The following is a 17,629-nucleotide window of genomic DNA, read 5'->3' on the forward strand; positions in this document are numbered from 1 at the left end:
CCCCATGAGAAAACACCGCACCGCAGAACAGTGGCAAGTCCTAATCGGTCAGCAGCGTGACAGCGGCCTGTCGGCCACGCAGTTCTGCAAGGAGCACAAACTCGGTTATGCCAGCTTCTGTAGTTGGCGCAAGCGCCTGTTGAGTCAGCCGGTCGGTGAGGCTGCGGATTCTGGTTATGCCAGCTTCCTGGATCTGTCATCGCTGATGGATGACTCGGCCTCTCCCGGAAGCGGCTGGAATATCGTGCTGAGCCTGGGTAATGGTGTTGAGCTAAGGCTGAGCCAGATCAGATGATCGGTCTGGATAGCCAGGCCCGGATCTGGCTGTGCACCGAGCCCACGGATATGCGCAAATCCTTCCGGGGGCTGAGCGCTCTGGTCCGCAATCAACTCAAGCAAGATCCGCTCAGCGGGCAGTATTTTGTCTTCGTTAACCGTCGCAAGACCCAAATGAAGATGTTGTATTTCACGCCCACGGGCTACTGCCTGTGGGCCAAGCGACTGGAGCAGGGGCAGTTCCGGGTACGGCCGTCTTCTTCGGGACAGCGCCCCTTAAACCTGACTGATCTCCAGTTGCTGATTGACGGTATCGAGGTGCAAAAGTACCGTCAGTTCAAGCGTTTTCGGGGCACGTAGCGGGTTGTGTTCCGGTATAATATCGGCCATGAATTCAATGGCTTCCGCGTCCTATTCCAACGCCCCTTCCTACTCGGTACTGGCCGAGGAGAATGCCCTGTTGCGTGAGCAGCTACAGGTCATGCAGCGGCAGTTGGACTGGTTCAAGAAGCAGCTGTTCGGCCCCAAGTCCGAGAAGCAGGTGTATGACCTCCCGGAGCAGGGCGGCCTGTTCCAATCGAATGATGCGGCTAGCCCGGAGAAGCCTCTCGATGCGGAGAAACGCCCGGTTCGGGCTTATCAGCGAGGCACCGGAAAGAAACAGCGGGACGACGACTGCCTGAACGATACGGGTCTGCGTTTTACAGCGGACGTGCCAGTGGAAGTTGTTGAACACCTGCCGCCGGAGCTAAGCGGCCCCGACGCCGACCAGTACGACATCCTTGGCACCAAAACGACCTATCGGCTGGCCCAGCGGACGTCCAGTTACGTGGTGTTGCAAGTGGAACGCCCCGTATTTCGGCGCAAGGGCAGCGACAAGCCCGTGACCACGCCGGCCCCGTCCAACGTACTGGACAACAGCCTGGCCGACGTCAGCTTGTTGGCGGGTCTGATGGTCGACAAGTTCCAGTTTCACCTACCGCTGTATCGCCAACACCAACGCATCCAGCAAGCGGGTATTACCCTCAGCCGCAGCACCCTCACCAATCTGATCAAGCGATCTATTGATCTGCTGCGGCCGATCGTGGATGCCCAGACCGACAATGTTCTGCGCAGCCGGGTGTTGGCGATGGATGAGACGCCGATTAAAGCTGGCCACCAGGGTCGGGCAGGCCCACAAAAAGGCAAGATGAAATCCGGCTGGTTCTGGCCGTTATACGGCGATGCCGATGAAGTGGTGTTCACTTACTCGAACAGTCGAGGCCGAGCCCATATCGAGCAGGTACTGAACGAACAGTTCAGCGGAACTCTGATCAGTGACGGCTATGCTGCTTATGCCCGCTATGCCGCCGCACAGCAGAACATCATCCACGCGCAGTGCTGGGTGCACAGTCGTCGTTACTTCATTGAGGCGCAGAAGGACCACCCGATAACTGCCACCGAAGCCCTTCAGCAGATTGCCAAGCTATACACCAACGAAGAAGAGATCCGCGTCCAGCAACTGACCGGCGAAAAGAAACGCCAGTACCGGCTGCTCCACTCAAAGCCGGTGGTCAGCGACTTCTTCCAATGGTGCCGGGATCAACTGGCACAGGGCGGTCTGCTGCCCAGTGATTTATTGACCAAAGCACTGAACTACGTGCTCAGCCGTGAAGCCAGCCTGACCGTCTTCCTGGAAGACCCAGACGTCCAGCCAGACACCAACCACCTGGAACGGGCCCTGCGCCCCATTCCCATGGGACGCAAGAACTGGCTGTTCTGCTGGACTGAACTCGGCGCGGAACACGTGGGCATCATCCAGAGCCTGATCACTACGTGCAAACTGCACGACATCAACCCGTACACCTATCTGGTGGACGTGCTGCAGCGCATCAGTCAGCACCCGGCCAGCAAGGTCGCTGACCTGACGCCTCGGCTCTGGAAGACCCGGTTCGCCGATAATCCGTTACGCTCGCTGATCGATCCGCGCCATTCTGATCGACAGACCGCACAGCCAAAGGGCACCCTCCATGCGCATTGAAGACATGAGCATCGATCAGCTATTGGAGCTGAACCGAATGATCTGCCGGCGCATTGATGAACTGCAAGATCAAGAAAACCTGCAGGCGCTGAGTCGGCTGCACGTGGGGCTGAAGGTGACCTTCGAAAGCCGAACTGGCTTGACTATGGGGATCGTCACCAAGATCAACCGCAAGAGCGTGATCGTCCTGGCCGAGAACGGCACGAAACAGTACAAGGTCTCACCGGAATTGCTAAGGCCCCTTCGGGACGTAAAGTAAGTCCAGTACGTCGTGGAATGAACGCTTACGGTTTGGGTGAGCTCGGCCAGCGGATATCTAGGCCTTTTCTGCTAGCAAGTCAGCTGGCTTAGCTTCAACTGCACATGCTGGGATATAAGGTCATTCCGGCGAAGCTGCTCTGGCAACGAGATGACGAGCTTTGCCAGAGCAGCAAGTCGCGAATGTTACGCAGCCATGCGCTCGCATTCTTCAGCGCACTTCATGCACGCTTTGGCACACTCTTGGCAGTGATCCACTTGATGTTTCGCGCATTCCTCTCCGCATGCACGGCAGATCTTGGCGCAAAGGGCACAAAATTCTTTAGCGTAATCACTTTCGCGACTCATCAGTATGGCGGCCAACCTACAAATGTCCGCGCAGTCGCGGTCAAGCTCGATGCAGCGTGCCATCATTTTTACGTCATCCTCACGCAGGCAAGCAGAGGCGCACGTTTCGCACACAAGGGCGCAGTTCGAACAAGCTTGGATACAGGAAGCGAACATTGAGTTTGTCATTGCGTTCTCCAGGGTTCGATAGTTGTATGTCGTCGGTGCCTACTGACCGATACGGCTCATCAGCCTGTTAGCAGACACTGAATTATGACACGCTCCTACCGAGCCCGTTTCGAAAAACTTCATTACAATGTTGTAAGGTAAATCCAACCGCACCGGGGGGGGATGCGGACAAAAACTTGGACTGGTTATGCCGCTAAGCCCAGGCTTTCACGATACTCAATGGGACTGAGCGCGCCGAGGGAAATCTTTATACGTTTTTCGTTGTACCAGCGAATGTATGAATCCAAGGCCTGAATGAACTGCTCGATGCTCGTTGACTGCCAGTTGCGAGGATAGAACAGTTCCGTTTTCAGTCGGCCGAAGAAACCTTCACAAGCCGCGTTGTCTGGTGAGCAGCCTTTGCGCGACATCGAACGAATCAGCTTCGCATCAGCGATGCGCGATAACCAGCCGGGCCAGCGGTAGTGAGCGCCACGATCGGAGTGAACAACAGGCCGTTTATCGTTACTGGCCACCGTTTCGATAGCTGCATCCAGCATCGTGTTCACAAGCTCGGCGTCGGGACGCGTGCCGATCGACCAACTGATTACCTTCCCATCGAAGCAGTCGATCATGGGGGACAGGTACACCTTGCCTGCCGGGATCTGGAACTCCGAGATGTCGGTCAGCCATTTCTCATTCGGAGCTAGGGCCGTGAAGTCGCGGTTGAGGAGGTTTTCCGGCGCCGGACTGATCTCCCCGAGGTAGGAACCGTATCGACGCCGTTTCGGCTTGGCGACGACTAGGCACTCCTGCTTCATCAAGCGCTGCACCACCTTCTCTGAAAGGCGCACACGCTGCCTGCTCAACGAAGCTCGCATCCGACGGTAGCCATAGCAACGATGATTGCGCTCGAATATGTCCGCCATGGCACGACGCACTTCGGTGTACTTTTCCGCGACCTGCATTCGGGCTCGATGATAGAAATAGGAGCTTCGGGCCAAGCCCAACGCGTCAAGCAGCTCTAGCAAGGAGTACCTATGCCTAAGGGCATCAGCCAGCAATGTCTTCTCCCGATTGGTCAGGACTTGCCGGTTGATGCCCGTCTCTTTTTTTATGAGTTCATTCGCCCTCATCAACAGGTCATGTTCAAGCTGCAAACGGCGAACATCGAGCTGGAGAGATTCGAGTTGCCGCTGCAACTCCTCTCGTTCCGGTGACGATGAGGGTTCAAGTCGACACTTCATGGATGGGGATACCTCTGGGCCGAGTAGCTGGTTTTTCCAGTTGTACAAGGTCGGCCTGCACACGCCCAGCTTTTGAGCCAGGGCTTTCGCACTTTCTTTTCGCGTGCACAGCGCGATGACCGCTGCCTGCTTCACCGCTGGCGGCCGGGCTAACCCGTCTGATCGACTGACAACACGCGTATGCAACTCGGGGTGCATTTCGTAAATCCAGGCACGCAAAGAATCCCGCGCGGGGTAGCCCAACGCCTTGATGGTAGCGGCGATGTTGCGACCGTATTCGAGATAGTGCTCGACAGCCTTTTCCCTTTGGGCCGGTGAGTACTTCGACTTCGAGTTCTCGTAGCAACGCGGCAGGTCGAGGCATCGCTCATACTCTGCGTGCCAGCTCTTCAAAGAGTTCTTCGTCGGGTAGCCCAACTGACGAATAGTTGCCCCGGTTCGCTTGCCCAGTTTGATGTAGAGCTTGACCGCTCGGATACGGTCTTCGTATGAATACATGAACTACCTCCAGGTAGTCCAAGATTTCCGCCGCATCCCCGGTGGGTCAATTTTCCATCAGCGCCAACATACACCCACGAAGAAGTCATGCGGGCGATGCAGGAACTCATCGACCAAGCGCGAGACAAGCCATGTTGATCGGCTGACGGAAATTTCTGGGTTTCCGGCTTACAACCCCATACAGCTACATTCGATGAATTTTTGAAGTCCATAATTTTTCCTCATTGCGCACTCCAGCCATACCGGCGAGCCTCTACTGACCTTGCCCAACGTTCGACGGATGGGCTTACCTACCTATCCGTAACCTGCGGCCCGGTCTTAGCGTTAACTGCCTCCATCTCACGCAAGCTGTTTGCGCGCTCCATTTCGTACGCAACCTGTCCAATAGCCCGAGCAACCAAATACAAGCCGCCTCCGCAGAGAACACCGACAGTCCAGATAGAAAGCCAAACCATAAATCCACCTCAATCATTGTTGTCGTCACGCAACCCGCGCCCTGATACTGCCAAATCATCTCAAGACAAGAACTAATGCAAGCTTATAAACGCCCCCCCCCCCTTCGGGGGGCTGTTACATTTTCAGGAAGGTGCGAATCACTACAGCTACCTTACTTCGACGGGTTGTGCAACGGATCTGCGCCGATGAAAACTTCCTCGGGAGCCTCGGGCCACTCGCGGCGAATCACATCGAAATCACCCCCGTTCCAAAGTCGCAGGAACTGCATTCCCTCATCATCGTCAAGAGCGAACTGGATAGCGGCCACAGCAGCGTCATTGTCAAGGGCGGACAGATGCGCCTGGATGGACTTAGCGGCCTGCTCGAAGAACTCATTGAGCCCTTCACATTGAGCCATAACATTTACGCCAAGCGCGAAACCGCGTGCAGCCCCCTTAGCATTTGCCAAGCTCAATACGTCTTGGGAAGAAAGAATCTGGCCGAGTAAGATGACTGCAAGTTTCTCGACGCTAGGCTCAAGACCCAAAGCACTGAGGTCCTTTAGTGCAGTAGCGAATTCGTCCAGGTTCACGCCGGACAGTTTCAGGTCTTGAAGATACTCGACGCGCAGTTCTGCGATGGTGGTCATCATGGTTACTCCGTTCTGAGACGCGAAACCCGCACCTCTCATACGACCTACGCCCCACGTTTGAAGGCGGGGCTTGGACGTACCTAGGCGGCTTGTCCGTGAATTCAGTTATGATTGCGCAGGGCCGCGCTTGCCATCCCTGCAATATCAGTGACTGATGGGGTGCGAAACTCAACCCTAATCACTTCTGCGACGGTGGGCGCCGCTGCATCTGCCCACGCAAGATCCACTTCCCACTTTCCCCCTAACCCCGCCACGCACCAGCTTTGGCTAATTCACTGATGTCGTTACCCCAAGGAAACTCACCTCGTGTCTGCTCCCAGCAACAGAAATTGAGAAAATTCTCTTCTCGTTCGTTAACAGTTTGCCAATGCATCATGTACACCTGTTGAGAGAAGCTTCCCCACGCTTCGTGGAGTGCCCAATCGCCCCAGTCAGATAGCTCAGGGTAAAATTTACGCAGCCTTGCAACATCGATTGCCGTCTCAGCATCAGTGTCGAGGGTGTGTGAAGCTTCATCGCCAGCGCGCACGAAGTGTGGTGATGGAGTGAATACGAAAGACATTTGTCCTCCTGCAATATTCTGAGAAGCAAAAGTGTGTCTAGTACTGGCTAAGCCCACACAGGATGGGTTTGACGATGCAAGAGTCAATTCCCGCGACTTTCTGCACGTCGCGCCAAAGCGCGCTGCATGTATTCAATAGCTTTTTCCAGATTCGCAACGGCATAATCGGGACAAGGCGTTGAACTTGGCTTTTCAGGATCGTTGAGCCACGACCGGACGGTTCGCACTGCGCAGGGCCGCGCAGTCACTGCTGCAATTAGCTCAGCGCTTTTTGCTTGAGTGATACCGTACGTCTCGAGCAGTAGTAGATAACGTGTTCGGTTGTCCACTCATCCCTCACTTAGTCATTAGTAGGCAATGTTGCCTAGGCAAGATAACAGGCAATGTTGCCTACTGATTCTAACGCCGCGGCCCCGGTATCAGGGCAGGGCCAGCGTGGCAGCTGATCGACGTTTTCTTTAGCTATTTGGTCCGTCTGGGTCGGCGGCGCGGAGCGTCTGACTATCTTGTATACCTGTGACATACCTGGGTGGAAATTTCTTGCTCATTGCCTCCGCAGCCTTCGCTAGTGGGTGCGCGGCACGCACAGCAGCGGAATGCTTGGCTTCGACCTCAAGCATTGCGGTTACTGCTGCTTCCCCCATCCCACTGTCAGACAAATGTCCCAGCTCCAACAGAGCGCTCAAAGCACCACTGTCGCGAAGGTATTCATCTTCATCGTCTTCGGTAACCGTTCTGGCTTCATGTTTTGCATGGAAACGCAGCACTGCTGAAAGCTGCTGTTGCGCCATACCTATCAGAGTGAGCTCCAACTTGTTCATGGTGTAGTCCCTATCTGATCTCTCGGGCGCGAAAACCGCGCCTCCTGTAATTCAAGGTGCACGATTCTATTTTCTTAGCTTCACTACGTTCGATGGCAGAACGTCTTTCGTTTTTTCACCGGTCCCACAAACTTTGGAAAATCCGATCGAAAACACAACGAGACCACCTATAGCCACCACGTAGCCGGTAGCACCCAGCTGATCAAAAAATCCTCCATAACCGTCCCACGGCAGGGTTATAGACACGCCGAAAATCATCAACAAAACCCCGATAACTTTCATGACATTGACAGTCCATTTAAATACAGTCATCCAAAAAGGAAACCCGCCAATCAACAGCAGGATGAAGCTCAACCTGATGAACTCAGAAAAAACCATTACCGCCCCCCATACTTCTTAAAAACATCCAAATTCAATTACTGGATTCTGCGTAATCCGCGTCATGCAGTTCTATCTCGACGAAGGAAACACCGCGGGCATTCAGGGCTTATGCAAAATCTTGAGGGCCAGCAAACGGTTTGTTCAACCTGTTTTTCCTATTTCCGTCTAACTGGACGTAGAGCGAACCGCCGCCAGCACTACGAATTGTGCCATGTTGTGAAGCGGTGCCCTCAAGAGGAAGCTCGCTCGTTGGCCGCGTTCAGCAGGAACACCATAGGTCTCACGGATTATTTTCATGCTCATCATGCCGCCAACTCAAGGAGCGGGATTCGATTCATGTGCATGGTGTAGCCGGTGCGCTGTTCCATGGCGACGTACTGGCTGAACAGCTCAGGGCGAGCGACGCGACCATTTTTTAGGTCTGCCCTGGATGCCATTATGCAAAACACGCAACTCAGACGATCATTGCCCAAGGCATAGGCGTAATGGGGCTTCTGGCCAGCCCTTGCGATAGATTCGAACACCTCAGTCGCACTCATGTCATGAACAGGAAGCAATTCGAACCATGTATGTACTGAGTTGCTTATCGCCATCCGGCTGAATGCGGAACGCTTGGCACGTCCTGGCGATTCCTGGGCACGCAACCCCAGACAGTTCACAATGGTTTTGAAGCCATTTGCTTTCGCATAGCTTCTCACTTCGCGCTGAATCGGGCCGCGCTTCAAGTCACTGGTGCACTGGCGAGTTGAGGCTGATGGCCAACTCGGCACTTCTGGGCGATTTTCAAACCGGCGTTCGACCATTTCCAGCAGTGTCTTCTTCGCTGTGGCCACAATGAAGGGCAGCCCAGCTACCGCAGCTTGATCACGTGCCAGCTCCATCGCCCCCGGCCACTCCATGGCCCCAAGGGAGGCATGGACTACAACCAGTTGTGAGGCTGGGACAAGCTCCAGTAGGCGGATCAGCTGCACCTGGGAATCCTTACCGCCCGAATGGTTCGCTACAAACAGAGCGCCCTCCTCGATCAGTCGATCAACCTCATCTTCCCAAGATGCGCGATTATCCGCTTCATTGCCAAGCAACAGCTTCAACTGGCTACTCATGACTTTTCCTTTCCTCATCAGTTGTGAGTGGCGATCTCGCAAATCAAGCCGTCTGCAATTTGAGGAAATCGTCTCACGACAGGAAAAAATGCAACCCCATAAACAACCCCTCTTTGGGGGGTAATTGCAGGCAAAACTGACGGGGGTGTTCAAAGCAATTCGCGAAGAAACGGTGCCATGCGCTGTGGCAGCGGTGGCAGATTCGAGGAAGACTGGCATTAAAAAACGGCCATTAGTCAAGCTGATAGCCATGATTTAAGTACCCAGTTAACCTTCCTCTATTGAAGCAAAATAACTCCAAAGTTAGACGTACTGACCATCCACATGAGCAGCCCCAACCCTGCATGGGAACTGAAACCCTAGTAGATGCTACGTTTCCACGACCAGTATGCAATCGCATAGCCGCCAACCAGCAATACCGCCATTCCTCCCCAGTGCATGTAGCCGGTAGCCCACCATTCAACGTCTTGCTGGTCGATCGGCAACCCAGGGAAATAAAGCGACTTCACCCCCCAATACTGCATCGCAGGCCACATACCACTCCACAGAGTTGACAAGGCCAGCGGTAGCATCGCCCTGAACCCGAACAGCCCGTCAGTCAGTTCACTCCACACCGCATACCCTATGATTCCCAGGCACAGCATGATACTGAACAGCAGTCGTCCACCTGCGGGAACATCCACACCGACCAGGTCGGCAAACGCTTTGGCTGCCATATAGCCAATCATCGCAACAGCAACAGCAAGCGCGCATATTTCAGCAACACGGTTCTGATTACGTTCCATGAGTTTCCTTATAATTGGCACAAGGCGCAGCTCTGTTAGTCCTTGGCCTGTAGTGTCTTTTCAATATCGGCCAGGTTTTGCGCAAACGCCTGATCAAGCAGGCTCGGTTTCTTTCGCCACGGCTTTGTTTCTGGTTCCGGTTCTGCCGCATACAGCGTCACCGCATCGGGGTGTGCTTGCAAGTGCTGCTCAAACTGCTTCTGCAGCTGTTGTCGCAGTTCTTCTTTGGTCATTAAACCACTCTCATTTTGTCTACTGCGTTAGCGTTGGCTGCAACATAGCCTCACATGGCGACAGCCATGCGGTCCGCCGGGTACTGACGCATGAACTCCATGCTATCGCTGGCAGATGCTTTCAACCAATCACCATAGAGCCCCTTGGGCAGAATCACCACCATACGTTTTTCATCCTGGGGCTTGTGATAGTTGCGCATGAAGGGATGATTATCGGCATTGACCGTCAGCGCAGGATCCTGTCGGTACCAGGCTCGTGCCATTGTTCCCATAAACCGGCAATGCCCATCAATTCACCATCAGCCCGCACTATTCTAGTTGGTATAGCCTTCCCCGTGCGCCAGTCGGGTTCGTAGATTGCTGCTGCAGGAATAATGCAGTGTTGGGCTTGCCGCCAGGCAGACCGAAAGGACGGTTTTGTGTTGGCCGTCTCCGATCGGCAATTGTAGGTTTTTCGGGAAATTTTCGTGTCCTTGCTCCAGAACGGAATCAACCCGAACGCGCCTGGAACGCCCTCGACGGCCGCCGGTGTCAGCGCATCATGGTCGACGCTTTCCGCGCGGCGGATAAACGCTCCAATGTAGCCGGGCCACAGGTCCAGTTTGACCTGCTCAAAAGGATCGATGCCGAATGTCTCGGCCACCAGCTGCGGCGCCGGTGCTTCGTAATGACTGCACATATTCACACTCCCTCAGGATCCTGACGCCTCAATTGGCGTTTACCGTCCATAACTGGTCAAGCCTGGTGGTGTAGCTCGGACTCATCAACTTCCGACGCATCGCCCAGGTCGGCGCCGCGGGCACAGCGGCGGCGCGCAGTGTGCCGCGTCCCCATCGGTTATTGATCTCGTCGAGGACGCTCATCACCTTGTCCGCGGCCGCAGGCTGCGTGTGTGCGAACAGATCATCGGTGAATTCACCTGGTTGACGCAGATCCATCAGCAACACCTCGGCCTTGCTGTATCGGAACCCAGGACGGAAAAGGCGTTCCACGGCCTGCGTGGCGGCCTTGGTGATCAACCGCACGTCATTGGTAGGATAGGGCAGCTCCACCAACACGCCGTTAGCGTAACGCGCCTCGTCGGGGTTAAACATGCCTGTGCGAATGCTGACGCGGATCTTCTTGCACAGCGAATGCTGGGCTCTGAGCTTTTCTGAAGCGCGCTGCGCGTAGGTGGCCACAGCCTCTTTGATCGGCTCGATCCTCTCCAGGCGCACGCCGAACATTCTGCTGCAGCAGATCTCCTTCTTGGCCGGCGCCGCATCTTCCAGGGCCAGGCACGATGTGCCGGCAAGCTCACGCACGGTTTTCTCCAGGACAACGCTGAATTTCCGGCCTAGCAAGAGCGGATCAGCCTTGGCCAGGTCCATTGCAGTGTGGATCCCGATGGCATTCATGTGCGCCGTCATGCGTCGACCTATCCCCCACACTTCCTCGACGGCCGTATTGCGCAACACCCAATCGCGTTTGAACGGGTCGCACAGATCCACCACGCCGCCAGTCTGCGCCTGCAGGCGTTTTGCGGTGTGGTTGGCCAGCTTTGCCAACGTTTTGGTGTGGGCAATGCCCACACCGACCGGGATACCGGTGTGTTTTAGGACCTTGGCACGAATCTTTCTCCCAAATTCGGTGAGGTCACCAGGCATACCTGTGAGGTCACAGAAAATTTCATCGATGTAAAGGAAAGATGTCAACCCATGGACATGAGTGAAGCCCACGCCAACTCTAGTTTCCCGCTGAATACACCATGACCATGGATATCCACCTACGAAGCGCTTTCAGAGCCTAATCTGTCCATACCGAAAGCCGCTGTTGACTGCGAGCAGCAGGAGCTGACATCAGGTTAGGGTATAGCCCAGCCTGACACCGCAGCTTGTCAACATAATATTATTAGTTATGATTACTTTGAATCATTTTTTTTGGACGCTGGCGTAGAATGAGAGGCTCAATCACATGTCATTCCACCGGCTGCTGATGACATTCCTCACTCGAACCCCACCGTACCAATTCGAGAGAAGTGACGCTTCATGAAAAATCATCCTGACACAGTTGAGCTGTTACAGAAAATTGATAAGCTGCTGACGGCAGTGGAGTCGTTGCATAATTGCCTCCAAACCCTCGAAGCTGTACCCAATGACAGTTACGATATTGCCCGTACCCAATTGCGTAATGCGGCCCGCGAGGCCTCGCACGTGATCGAGCGCCATCGAAGCACGCAAGAACTGAATCAAAAATCAGAGCAAAACGTGCCGCACTCTTTGGCGTTGCTTGCTTCTGCCGAAGCGGCGGAATGGCGCGCCAATGAACTCAGAAAAAATGGCGATTATGCCGAAGCACGCCAAGCCAGCGAACGTGCCATTACGTTACGCCAAGCGGCATCGGAAGCTGCTGTGATTGAACGCCGGCAAGGCATGCACCTTGTGCAGCCAATTGGTTAGAAGTAGCAGTCTTCATGGCAACTACCGCAAAAACTCGATCCGTCACCGCTCATGTACCTATGCAGTTAGCCGAAAAGGTAGATTTAATGGCTGAGCGGCTGGAGCGCTCCAAGAATTGGATCGTCAAGCAGACTCTGGCTGCTTGGATAGACCAAGAAGGGGGGCGCAGTCGCCTGACACGCGAAGCGTTGGCCGATGTAGACGCTGGTCATGTGATTGACCACTAAGCTGTCCAAGCCTGGGCCGACAGCCCCAACACCGAATCGCCATTAGCAATCCCGAATTGATGGAGTTGAATTGCACCAGCAAAGCGCTTTCTGACCTTGCTCGCCTATATGAATTTCTGGCGACGGTGGTGGATCAGCCTGCCGCTGCTCGTACTGTACAGCAACTAACAGTTGCCCCGACAACGTTGCTGGCAAATCCACGCATCGGTGAGCGGCTAGATGAGTTCGAACCTAGCGATGTGCGCCGAATCCTGATTGGCCACTACGAGATGCGTTACGAAATTACGGGATCTATCGTCTACCTGTTGCGCGTGTGGCATAAACGCGAGAACCGATAGATAAATTTTTAACACAAATCGCATTCTCCGCGACGATTCCAGGGAGAGGATCAGTTCTCCTCAGAGTTGACAGCCAGAGTCTCGTTTCCTCGATATTGAATTTCAGACCCTGTATTTCCATAAGAACGAGAAAGTTTCTTGAGATTCGGTAATGCCCGCAGGTAGCACAGTGACGCTCCTCCCAATCGCCAATTGACCGTTGCAAACCAGTCTTTTGAGCGCATATCAAGCAGCCCATTTACCCCTCCATGGAGCAGCCGTGACTCTTGCGAGGCAGGGACAAAGCACAGTTAGATTTTATTGGCAACTTTACGGTAGCTGCTTATCGTGAGAAAGCCATATTCGTAGCGAATATTTTCCTTAAATTTTGGCACTCAACTTAATGAACAAAATCTCCGAACGTACGTTGGCTGGCTGGAATTTTACGTTGAGCACCACGAAGCGGGATCGCTGCCAGCGCCCTTGAAGGGCTCATGGGTGGCGATTTTTTAAATGCACACAGTCTCTACGCTGGCTTCAGATTCGTACCTGGTGGAATTGGTGGAAGCCGTTGAGCTGGCTCGCATTGCTTGGCGGGATACGGTTAATCACCTGCAACACGTTTCAGATGACGTTTGGCTGGGTCAGATGGAAGCAGTGGTGTGTCTTGAAATCCAATACAGAACCCAGCAAGAGCAGCTCTGTCGTTACCTCTACAAAACAGTAATGAGCAGTGGCGGATAATTGCTGCTCTTGGATAGCGCCAATCATTCAAGCCTACGCTGGGCGGGCTTTTTGAGCATCCGAGGGATACGATATCTGACAATCCATTGCCCGACACGGGTTTCAGATTAACCTTACACAGAGCGCTCGCCGAGATGAAGTTGCAGACCGTTTCCATTAAAGTCCTTGTACGTTACGGTCTCCCTGCTCATCTCAGAAGACCATCAGGAACCAGCCTTGCGGGGAGGCGAGTCTTGAACACAGGAGAAAAAATTATCTGAAACGCGGTGCCTCCAAGGTCTGCGTTGGGCTCATGACTTAGCGAACCATCTAGGTTCTTTACCAGTTCAGTGATCACCTTCATTCCCAGCCCCGACATTTTATGTACATCAAAGTCAGTCGGGAGGCCTCTGCCATTGTCGCTCACAGTCAAGCAGCATTGGTGCTGATATGGTGTTAAATGAACGTTGATTTTAGAGGCTCCATATTTCAATGCATTGGTCACCAATTCGTTAACAATCAGACCGATTCGGCTGAGTTGTTCACTATCCAACGCCAGTGGGACGGCGTCGACTGAGATTACCATCTGGCTTTCAGATCCCAGCATCGTAGATAAGCCAGCGCACAATTGGACGAGATAGTCAGCACTATCCAGCGTAGAGGCTGCCTTGCCGACATTAATATGTTTATGCACATTGGCTACAGCAAATATCTTGGTTGCCGCTCTGGAAATCTCCTTAGCCGCTTCAGAGCTGCCCAGCTGAGCACTTTGAATGCTCAACATCGACACAATCAGATGAAGGCTATTCATCACACGATGGTCGATTTCTTCGGCCATTAAGTGGGAATGATTCAGCGCCGCTTCCTTTTCCGCGATGGATCGCATAGCAGACAGGCGCAGCTCCAGTTGATCCATCACAACGCTTGCAAGATCCGTCAATGTGTCTAGCTGGTCTTGGGTGACCGTACGCGGCTGCGTGTCCAAAACACATAGCGTGCCAAGATTGAAACCGTCGTGGGTATGAAGCGGTACTCCCAAATAAAACTGTAACCCGAATTCGCCTGCGACGAGGGGATTAACGAGCGTACGAGGGTCGTGTCTAGCGTCCGTTACTAACCAAGGTTCTGCCTGGAGGATCGCGGAAGAACAAAGGCCTGAATTGCGGGGAATTTGTTTTACGTCGAGTCCGTGATGAGATTTGAACCAGATTCGGTCTGTATCGACGATGCTCACGATTGCTATCGGAGTTCCAAGAAGACGAGCTGCTATCGCGGTCACACGATCAAATGCGCCATCCGGAGGCGTGTCTAGGATGGCGTACCTGCGAACAGCGTTCATCCTGAGCGCTTCCTCTTGAGCGGACTTACTAGAACTGACGGGATGAGTCACGGTGTTCATAGTGTGCACTCACAGGAATAAGGCCAGTAGCTGTGCTCTCGGGTTCGATGGAATGCCCCAAAAAAATTGGAACTTTTCTATGGCCTCGCGCACAGGGAGCAAATTGGATGATAGCAGAGTGTGCATTGCTACACTATTACGTGCGGAACAGCTGGACATCCTACGCTGCGCTCAGTGCGCCGGTATCTTGTGGTTAGAAGAAACCAAAAGGTTAGCGTACGTTTTTTCCGGGTTCTCTCGGCCGCCTTCCGGAACACCCCGGATGGCAGAAGTCCGCATCCGACACTAGGTTCACGCCAGCATGACGATAAGCCTGGACGATCAAACGCGAGCAGAACTGCCTCCGGTCGGCCACGAAGGCAGCTAACAGTAACCGTCTGGCCAACTCACCGCTCAGCACACAGACCAGCTCGAACAGGAATGAATGGAAAGCAAAGTCTTGCCCGCAGGTATACCGATTGACTAAGCCTATATCTGACGTAGCTCATGCAGAGCTTGGCAACGGGTCGCAATCGGCGACGGCTTCATTGTATACTTCGGTTCCGCATACCCCTTGAGCACAGGAACATCAGCATGACTGTACTCCAAACGATCTACTGGCAGCCTACGCCGCCTTAGCGCTACGCCCCCCTCGCAACACCTGCTTCCGCTAGTCTCGCTCGCGGGCGCACACTGCTGTACGCCTGGTTTTTGCACCTCAAGCACACAGCAAAAAATCCTCAAAATTTGAACTTGTATCGATTCGTTCGCCATTCCTTTGGCGTGCGCGATGCTTTGCCTTGGATATTCTGATGCTGCAATCGCTCAAACAAACGTGGTTTTCCAACGTCCGTGGAGACGTGCTAGCAGGTCTCGTAGTCGCCCTGGCATTGATCCCGGAGGCCATTGCCTTCTCGATCATTGCCGGCGTCGACCCCAAGGTTGGTCTCTACGCCTCCTTCTGTATCTGTGCTGTTATTGCCTTCGTCGGCGGTCGTCCCGGCATGATCTCGGCGGCTACCGGCGCCATGGCACTGCTCATGGTTACTTTGGTTAAAGAGCACGGACTTCAGTATCTGCTGGCAGCCACGTTGCTCTGTGGGGTACTTCAAATCCTCGCGGGTTACCTGAAGCTAGGTTCGCTGATGCGCTTCGTCTCTCGCTCTGTGATCACGGGTTTTGTAAACGCATTAGCGATTCTGATTTTTATGGCGCAGTTACCTGAATTGACCAACGTGACCTGGCACGTCTACGCCATGACCGCAGCGGGCCTAGGGATAATCTACCTGTTTCCGTATGTACCTGTGATTGGCAAGCTGATTCCTTCGCCATTAGTGTGCATCCTGACACTGACTGCACTTGCCTTTTACCTCGGGCTGGACATCCGTACCGTGGGTGACATGGGCCAATTGCCGGACACACTGCCGATTTTTCTGTGGCCTGAAGTGCCGCTGAACTTTGAAACCCTGCGCATCATCTTTCCTTACTCCGCAGCGCTGGCAGTTGTAGGCCTATTGGAGTCGATGATGACCGCGACCATCGTCGACGGTCTGACGGATACCACCAGCAACAAAAACCGCGAGTGCAAAGGTCAGGGTGTGGCCAACATCGCCGCTGGCATGCTCGGCGGGATGGCAGGTTGCGCGATGATCGGCCAGTCAGTCATCAACGTGAAATCTGGTGGCCGCACCCGCCTCTCGACATTGTGTGCCGGCGTTTTCCTGCTGCTGATGGTGGTATTTCTTGGCGAATGGCTCTCTAAAATCCCGATGGCGGCACTCGTGGCAGTGATGATTATGGTGTCCATCGGTACCTTTAGCTGGGATTCCTTGCGCAATATGAAAGAGCATCCGCTGTCGACCAACCTCGTCATGGTGGCGACCGTCGTGGTCGTCGTGGCCACTCACAACCTGGCCTACGGCGTATTGGTCGGTGTGCTGCTGGCGTCCCTGTTCTTTGCCAACAAGGTCGGACACTATCTGGACATCAAGAGCACTCTGCAAGAGGCGCAATCGCATCGGACTTATTACGTTGTGGGCCAGGTGTTCTTCAGCTCTGCAGACAAGTTCACTGAGGGTTTTGACTTCAAGCAAGCGCTGAAAAAGGTCACCGTCGATCTCACACAGGCGCATTTCTGGGATATTACCGCCGTCGCAGCGCTGGATAAGGTCGTGATCAAGTTCCGCCGTGAGGGCGCTGAGGTTGAAGTGCTCGGTCTCAATGAAGCCAGCGCAACAATCGTTGACCGCTTCGGTATGCATGACAAACCCGGTGCCATCGACAAGCTCATGAGCCACTAAGGAGGACGACAATGACCCACGTAATGGCATGCAGATAACTCACAATCCGCATTGGCGGTCTGTGATTACGCAGCATGGGCTTCGCAACGTCTCAGCGCTCCCCCTGACCTTGCTTCATGTGCTGGATATGTTGCCGCTGACCGAAAACTGACCCAGTAAAGGCTGTTCTGCCGACTGAAAACTGACCCAGGTGTTCAACTGCTTCTGCTCACTTTTCGAGCAGGAGAACACAGGGTGATCAGCATGGAAATGTTGGGAAAAATCCGGCGGATGTACTTCCGCGACAAGCTCTCGCTGCATCAGATAGCCAAGCGTACCGGACTGTCGAGAAACACCATTCGAAAATGGGTCAGAGCACCCGAAGCCACCCAGCCGGCGTACCAACGGTGCGCAACCTTCAACAAACTCAGTCCATTTCACGAGACGCTGGATCAGGCGCTCAAGGCCGATTCGTTTCGGGCAAAGCACAACCGCAGGAGT

At 54.1% G+C, this 17,629-nt stretch carries 19 protein-coding genes and 3 pseudogenes; 10 read left to right on the forward strand and 12 right to left on the reverse strand.

What is annotated here, in order from left to right; all coding sequences use genetic code 11:
- The 4 genes from A7D21_RS32175 to A7D21_RS32190 all read left to right on the forward strand — a co-directional run.
- A partial coding sequence (locus A7D21_RS32175) for an IS66 family insertion sequence element accessory protein TnpB (protein WP_256556931.1) occupies window positions 1–295 on the forward strand: 295 nt, incomplete at its 5' end.
- On the forward strand, window positions 292–636 hold the full coding sequence (gene tnpB, locus A7D21_RS32180; RefSeq protein ID WP_004423345.1) for an IS66 family insertion sequence element accessory protein TnpB: 345 nt from the start codon (window positions 292–294) through the stop codon (window positions 634–636). The genes A7D21_RS32175 and tnpB, both read left to right, overlap by 4 nt.
- A gap of 28 nt (window positions 637–664) precedes the next feature.
- On the forward strand, window positions 665–2,296 hold the full coding sequence (locus tag A7D21_RS32185) for an IS66 family transposase (RefSeq protein WP_004423346.1): 1,632 nt from the start codon (window positions 665–667) through the stop codon (window positions 2,294–2,296).
- On the forward strand, window positions 2,286–2,555 hold the full coding sequence (locus A7D21_RS32190) for a hypothetical protein (protein ID WP_003458515.1): 270 nt from the start codon (window positions 2,286–2,288) through the stop codon (window positions 2,553–2,555). The genes A7D21_RS32185 and A7D21_RS32190 overlap by 11 nt, the downstream gene beginning before the upstream one ends.
- Window positions 2,556–2,740: 185 nt before the next feature.
- Here the strand turns inward: A7D21_RS32190 and A7D21_RS32195 are convergent, their stop codons facing one another.
- From A7D21_RS32195 to A7D21_RS32245, 11 genes and pseudogenes are all read right to left on the reverse strand, one after another.
- Window positions 2,741–3,070, reverse strand: a complete 330-nt coding sequence (locus tag A7D21_RS32195) for a four-helix bundle copper-binding protein (protein WP_032489165.1) — start codon at window positions 3,068–3,070, stop codon at window positions 2,741–2,743.
- Window positions 3,071–3,255: 185 nt separating this feature from the next.
- On the reverse strand, window positions 3,256–4,794 hold the full coding sequence (locus A7D21_RS32200; RefSeq protein WP_039615185.1) for an IS3 family transposase: 1,539 nt from the start codon (window positions 4,792–4,794) through the stop codon (window positions 3,256–3,258).
- Between the two features lie 607 nt (window positions 4,795–5,401).
- Window positions 5,402–5,881: a hypothetical protein gene (locus A7D21_RS32205; protein ID WP_069553666.1), complete on the reverse strand. Its 480-nt coding sequence runs from the start codon at window positions 5,879–5,881 to the stop codon at window positions 5,402–5,404.
- A 241-nt stretch (window positions 5,882–6,122) separates the two neighbouring features.
- Complete coding sequence (locus A7D21_RS32210; protein ID WP_069553667.1) at window positions 6,123–6,443, reverse strand: hypothetical protein; 321 nt, start codon at window positions 6,441–6,443, stop codon at window positions 6,123–6,125.
- A gap of 458 nt (window positions 6,444–6,901) precedes the next feature.
- A complete protein-coding gene (locus A7D21_RS32215) occupies window positions 6,902–7,264 on the reverse strand; it encodes a hypothetical protein (protein ID WP_069553668.1) in 363 nt (120 codons plus the stop codon).
- A gap of 66 nt (window positions 7,265–7,330) precedes the next feature.
- A complete protein-coding gene (locus A7D21_RS32220) occupies window positions 7,331–7,642 on the reverse strand; it encodes a hypothetical protein (RefSeq protein ID WP_069553669.1) in 312 nt (103 codons plus the stop codon).
- A 305-nt stretch (window positions 7,643–7,947) separates the two neighbouring features.
- A complete protein-coding gene (locus A7D21_RS32225; protein ID WP_256556932.1) occupies window positions 7,948–8,748 on the reverse strand; it encodes a phosphoadenosine phosphosulfate reductase family protein in 801 nt (266 codons plus the stop codon).
- 359 nt (window positions 8,749–9,107) lie between these two features.
- On the reverse strand, window positions 9,108–9,533 hold the full coding sequence (locus tag A7D21_RS36415; RefSeq protein ID WP_256556933.1) for a hypothetical protein: 426 nt from the start codon (window positions 9,531–9,533) through the stop codon (window positions 9,108–9,110).
- Between the two features lie 35 nt (window positions 9,534–9,568).
- The gene (locus A7D21_RS32235) at window positions 9,569–9,766 is read right to left on the reverse strand and encodes a hypothetical protein (RefSeq protein WP_069553670.1); all 198 of its coding nucleotides are present in this window, start codon (window positions 9,764–9,766) and stop codon (window positions 9,569–9,571) included.
- Between the two features lie 50 nt (window positions 9,767–9,816).
- A pseudogene (locus A7D21_RS32240) lies at window positions 9,817–10,445 on the reverse strand (SOS response-associated peptidase).
- Window positions 10,446–10,473: 28 nt separating this feature from the next.
- Window positions 10,474–11,442: pseudogene (locus A7D21_RS32245) on the reverse strand (DUF4113 domain-containing protein); the annotation flags it as partial.
- Between the two features lie 351 nt (window positions 11,443–11,793).
- On the opposite strand from A7D21_RS32245, the gene A7D21_RS32250 reads away from it, so the two are divergent.
- From A7D21_RS32250 to A7D21_RS34930, 3 genes are read left to right on the forward strand one after another with little or no spacing between them, the layout of a single operon-like run.
- Entirely contained in the window at window positions 11,794–12,204 is a 411-nt protein-coding gene (locus A7D21_RS32250) for a hypothetical protein (RefSeq protein WP_019819623.1), read from the forward strand.
- A 14-nt stretch (window positions 12,205–12,218) separates the two neighbouring features.
- Window positions 12,219–12,431 (forward strand): CopG family ribbon-helix-helix protein, encoded by a 213-nt coding sequence (locus A7D21_RS32255; RefSeq protein WP_019819621.1) that lies wholly within the window; start codon window positions 12,219–12,221, stop codon window positions 12,429–12,431.
- A 59-nt stretch (window positions 12,432–12,490) separates the two neighbouring features.
- Window positions 12,491–12,769: a type II toxin-antitoxin system RelE/ParE family toxin gene (locus A7D21_RS34930; protein ID WP_019819619.1), complete on the forward strand. Its 279-nt coding sequence runs from the start codon at window positions 12,491–12,493 to the stop codon at window positions 12,767–12,769.
- Window positions 12,770–13,679: 910 nt separating this feature from the next.
- Here A7D21_RS34930 and A7D21_RS32265 read toward each other — a convergent pair.
- Window positions 13,680–14,810, reverse strand: coding sequence for a sensor histidine kinase (locus A7D21_RS32265; protein WP_019819614.1), 1,131 nt, complete (start codon window positions 14,808–14,810; stop codon window positions 13,680–13,682).
- Between the two features lie 851 nt (window positions 14,811–15,661).
- Here A7D21_RS32265 and A7D21_RS32270 point away from each other — a divergent pair.
- The 3 genes and pseudogenes from A7D21_RS32270 to A7D21_RS32275 form a co-directional block, all read left to right on the forward strand.
- Window positions 15,662–17,149 (forward strand): SulP family inorganic anion transporter, encoded by a 1,488-nt coding sequence (locus tag A7D21_RS32270; protein WP_019819612.1) that lies wholly within the window; start codon window positions 15,662–15,664, stop codon window positions 17,147–17,149.
- 11 nt (window positions 17,150–17,160) lie between these two features.
- A pseudogene (locus tag A7D21_RS36420) lies at window positions 17,161–17,276 on the forward strand (universal stress protein); the annotation flags it as partial.
- Between the two features lie 116 nt (window positions 17,277–17,392).
- Window positions 17,393–17,629: helix-turn-helix domain-containing protein (locus A7D21_RS32275; RefSeq protein ID WP_256556934.1), on the forward strand; the 237-nt coding region annotated here is incomplete at its 3' end.

The sequence above is a fragment of the Pseudomonas sp. AP19 genome (genome assembly GCF_001728855.1).
Taxonomy (GTDB): domain Bacteria; phylum Pseudomonadota; class Gammaproteobacteria; order Pseudomonadales; family Pseudomonadaceae; genus Aquipseudomonas; species Aquipseudomonas fluorescens.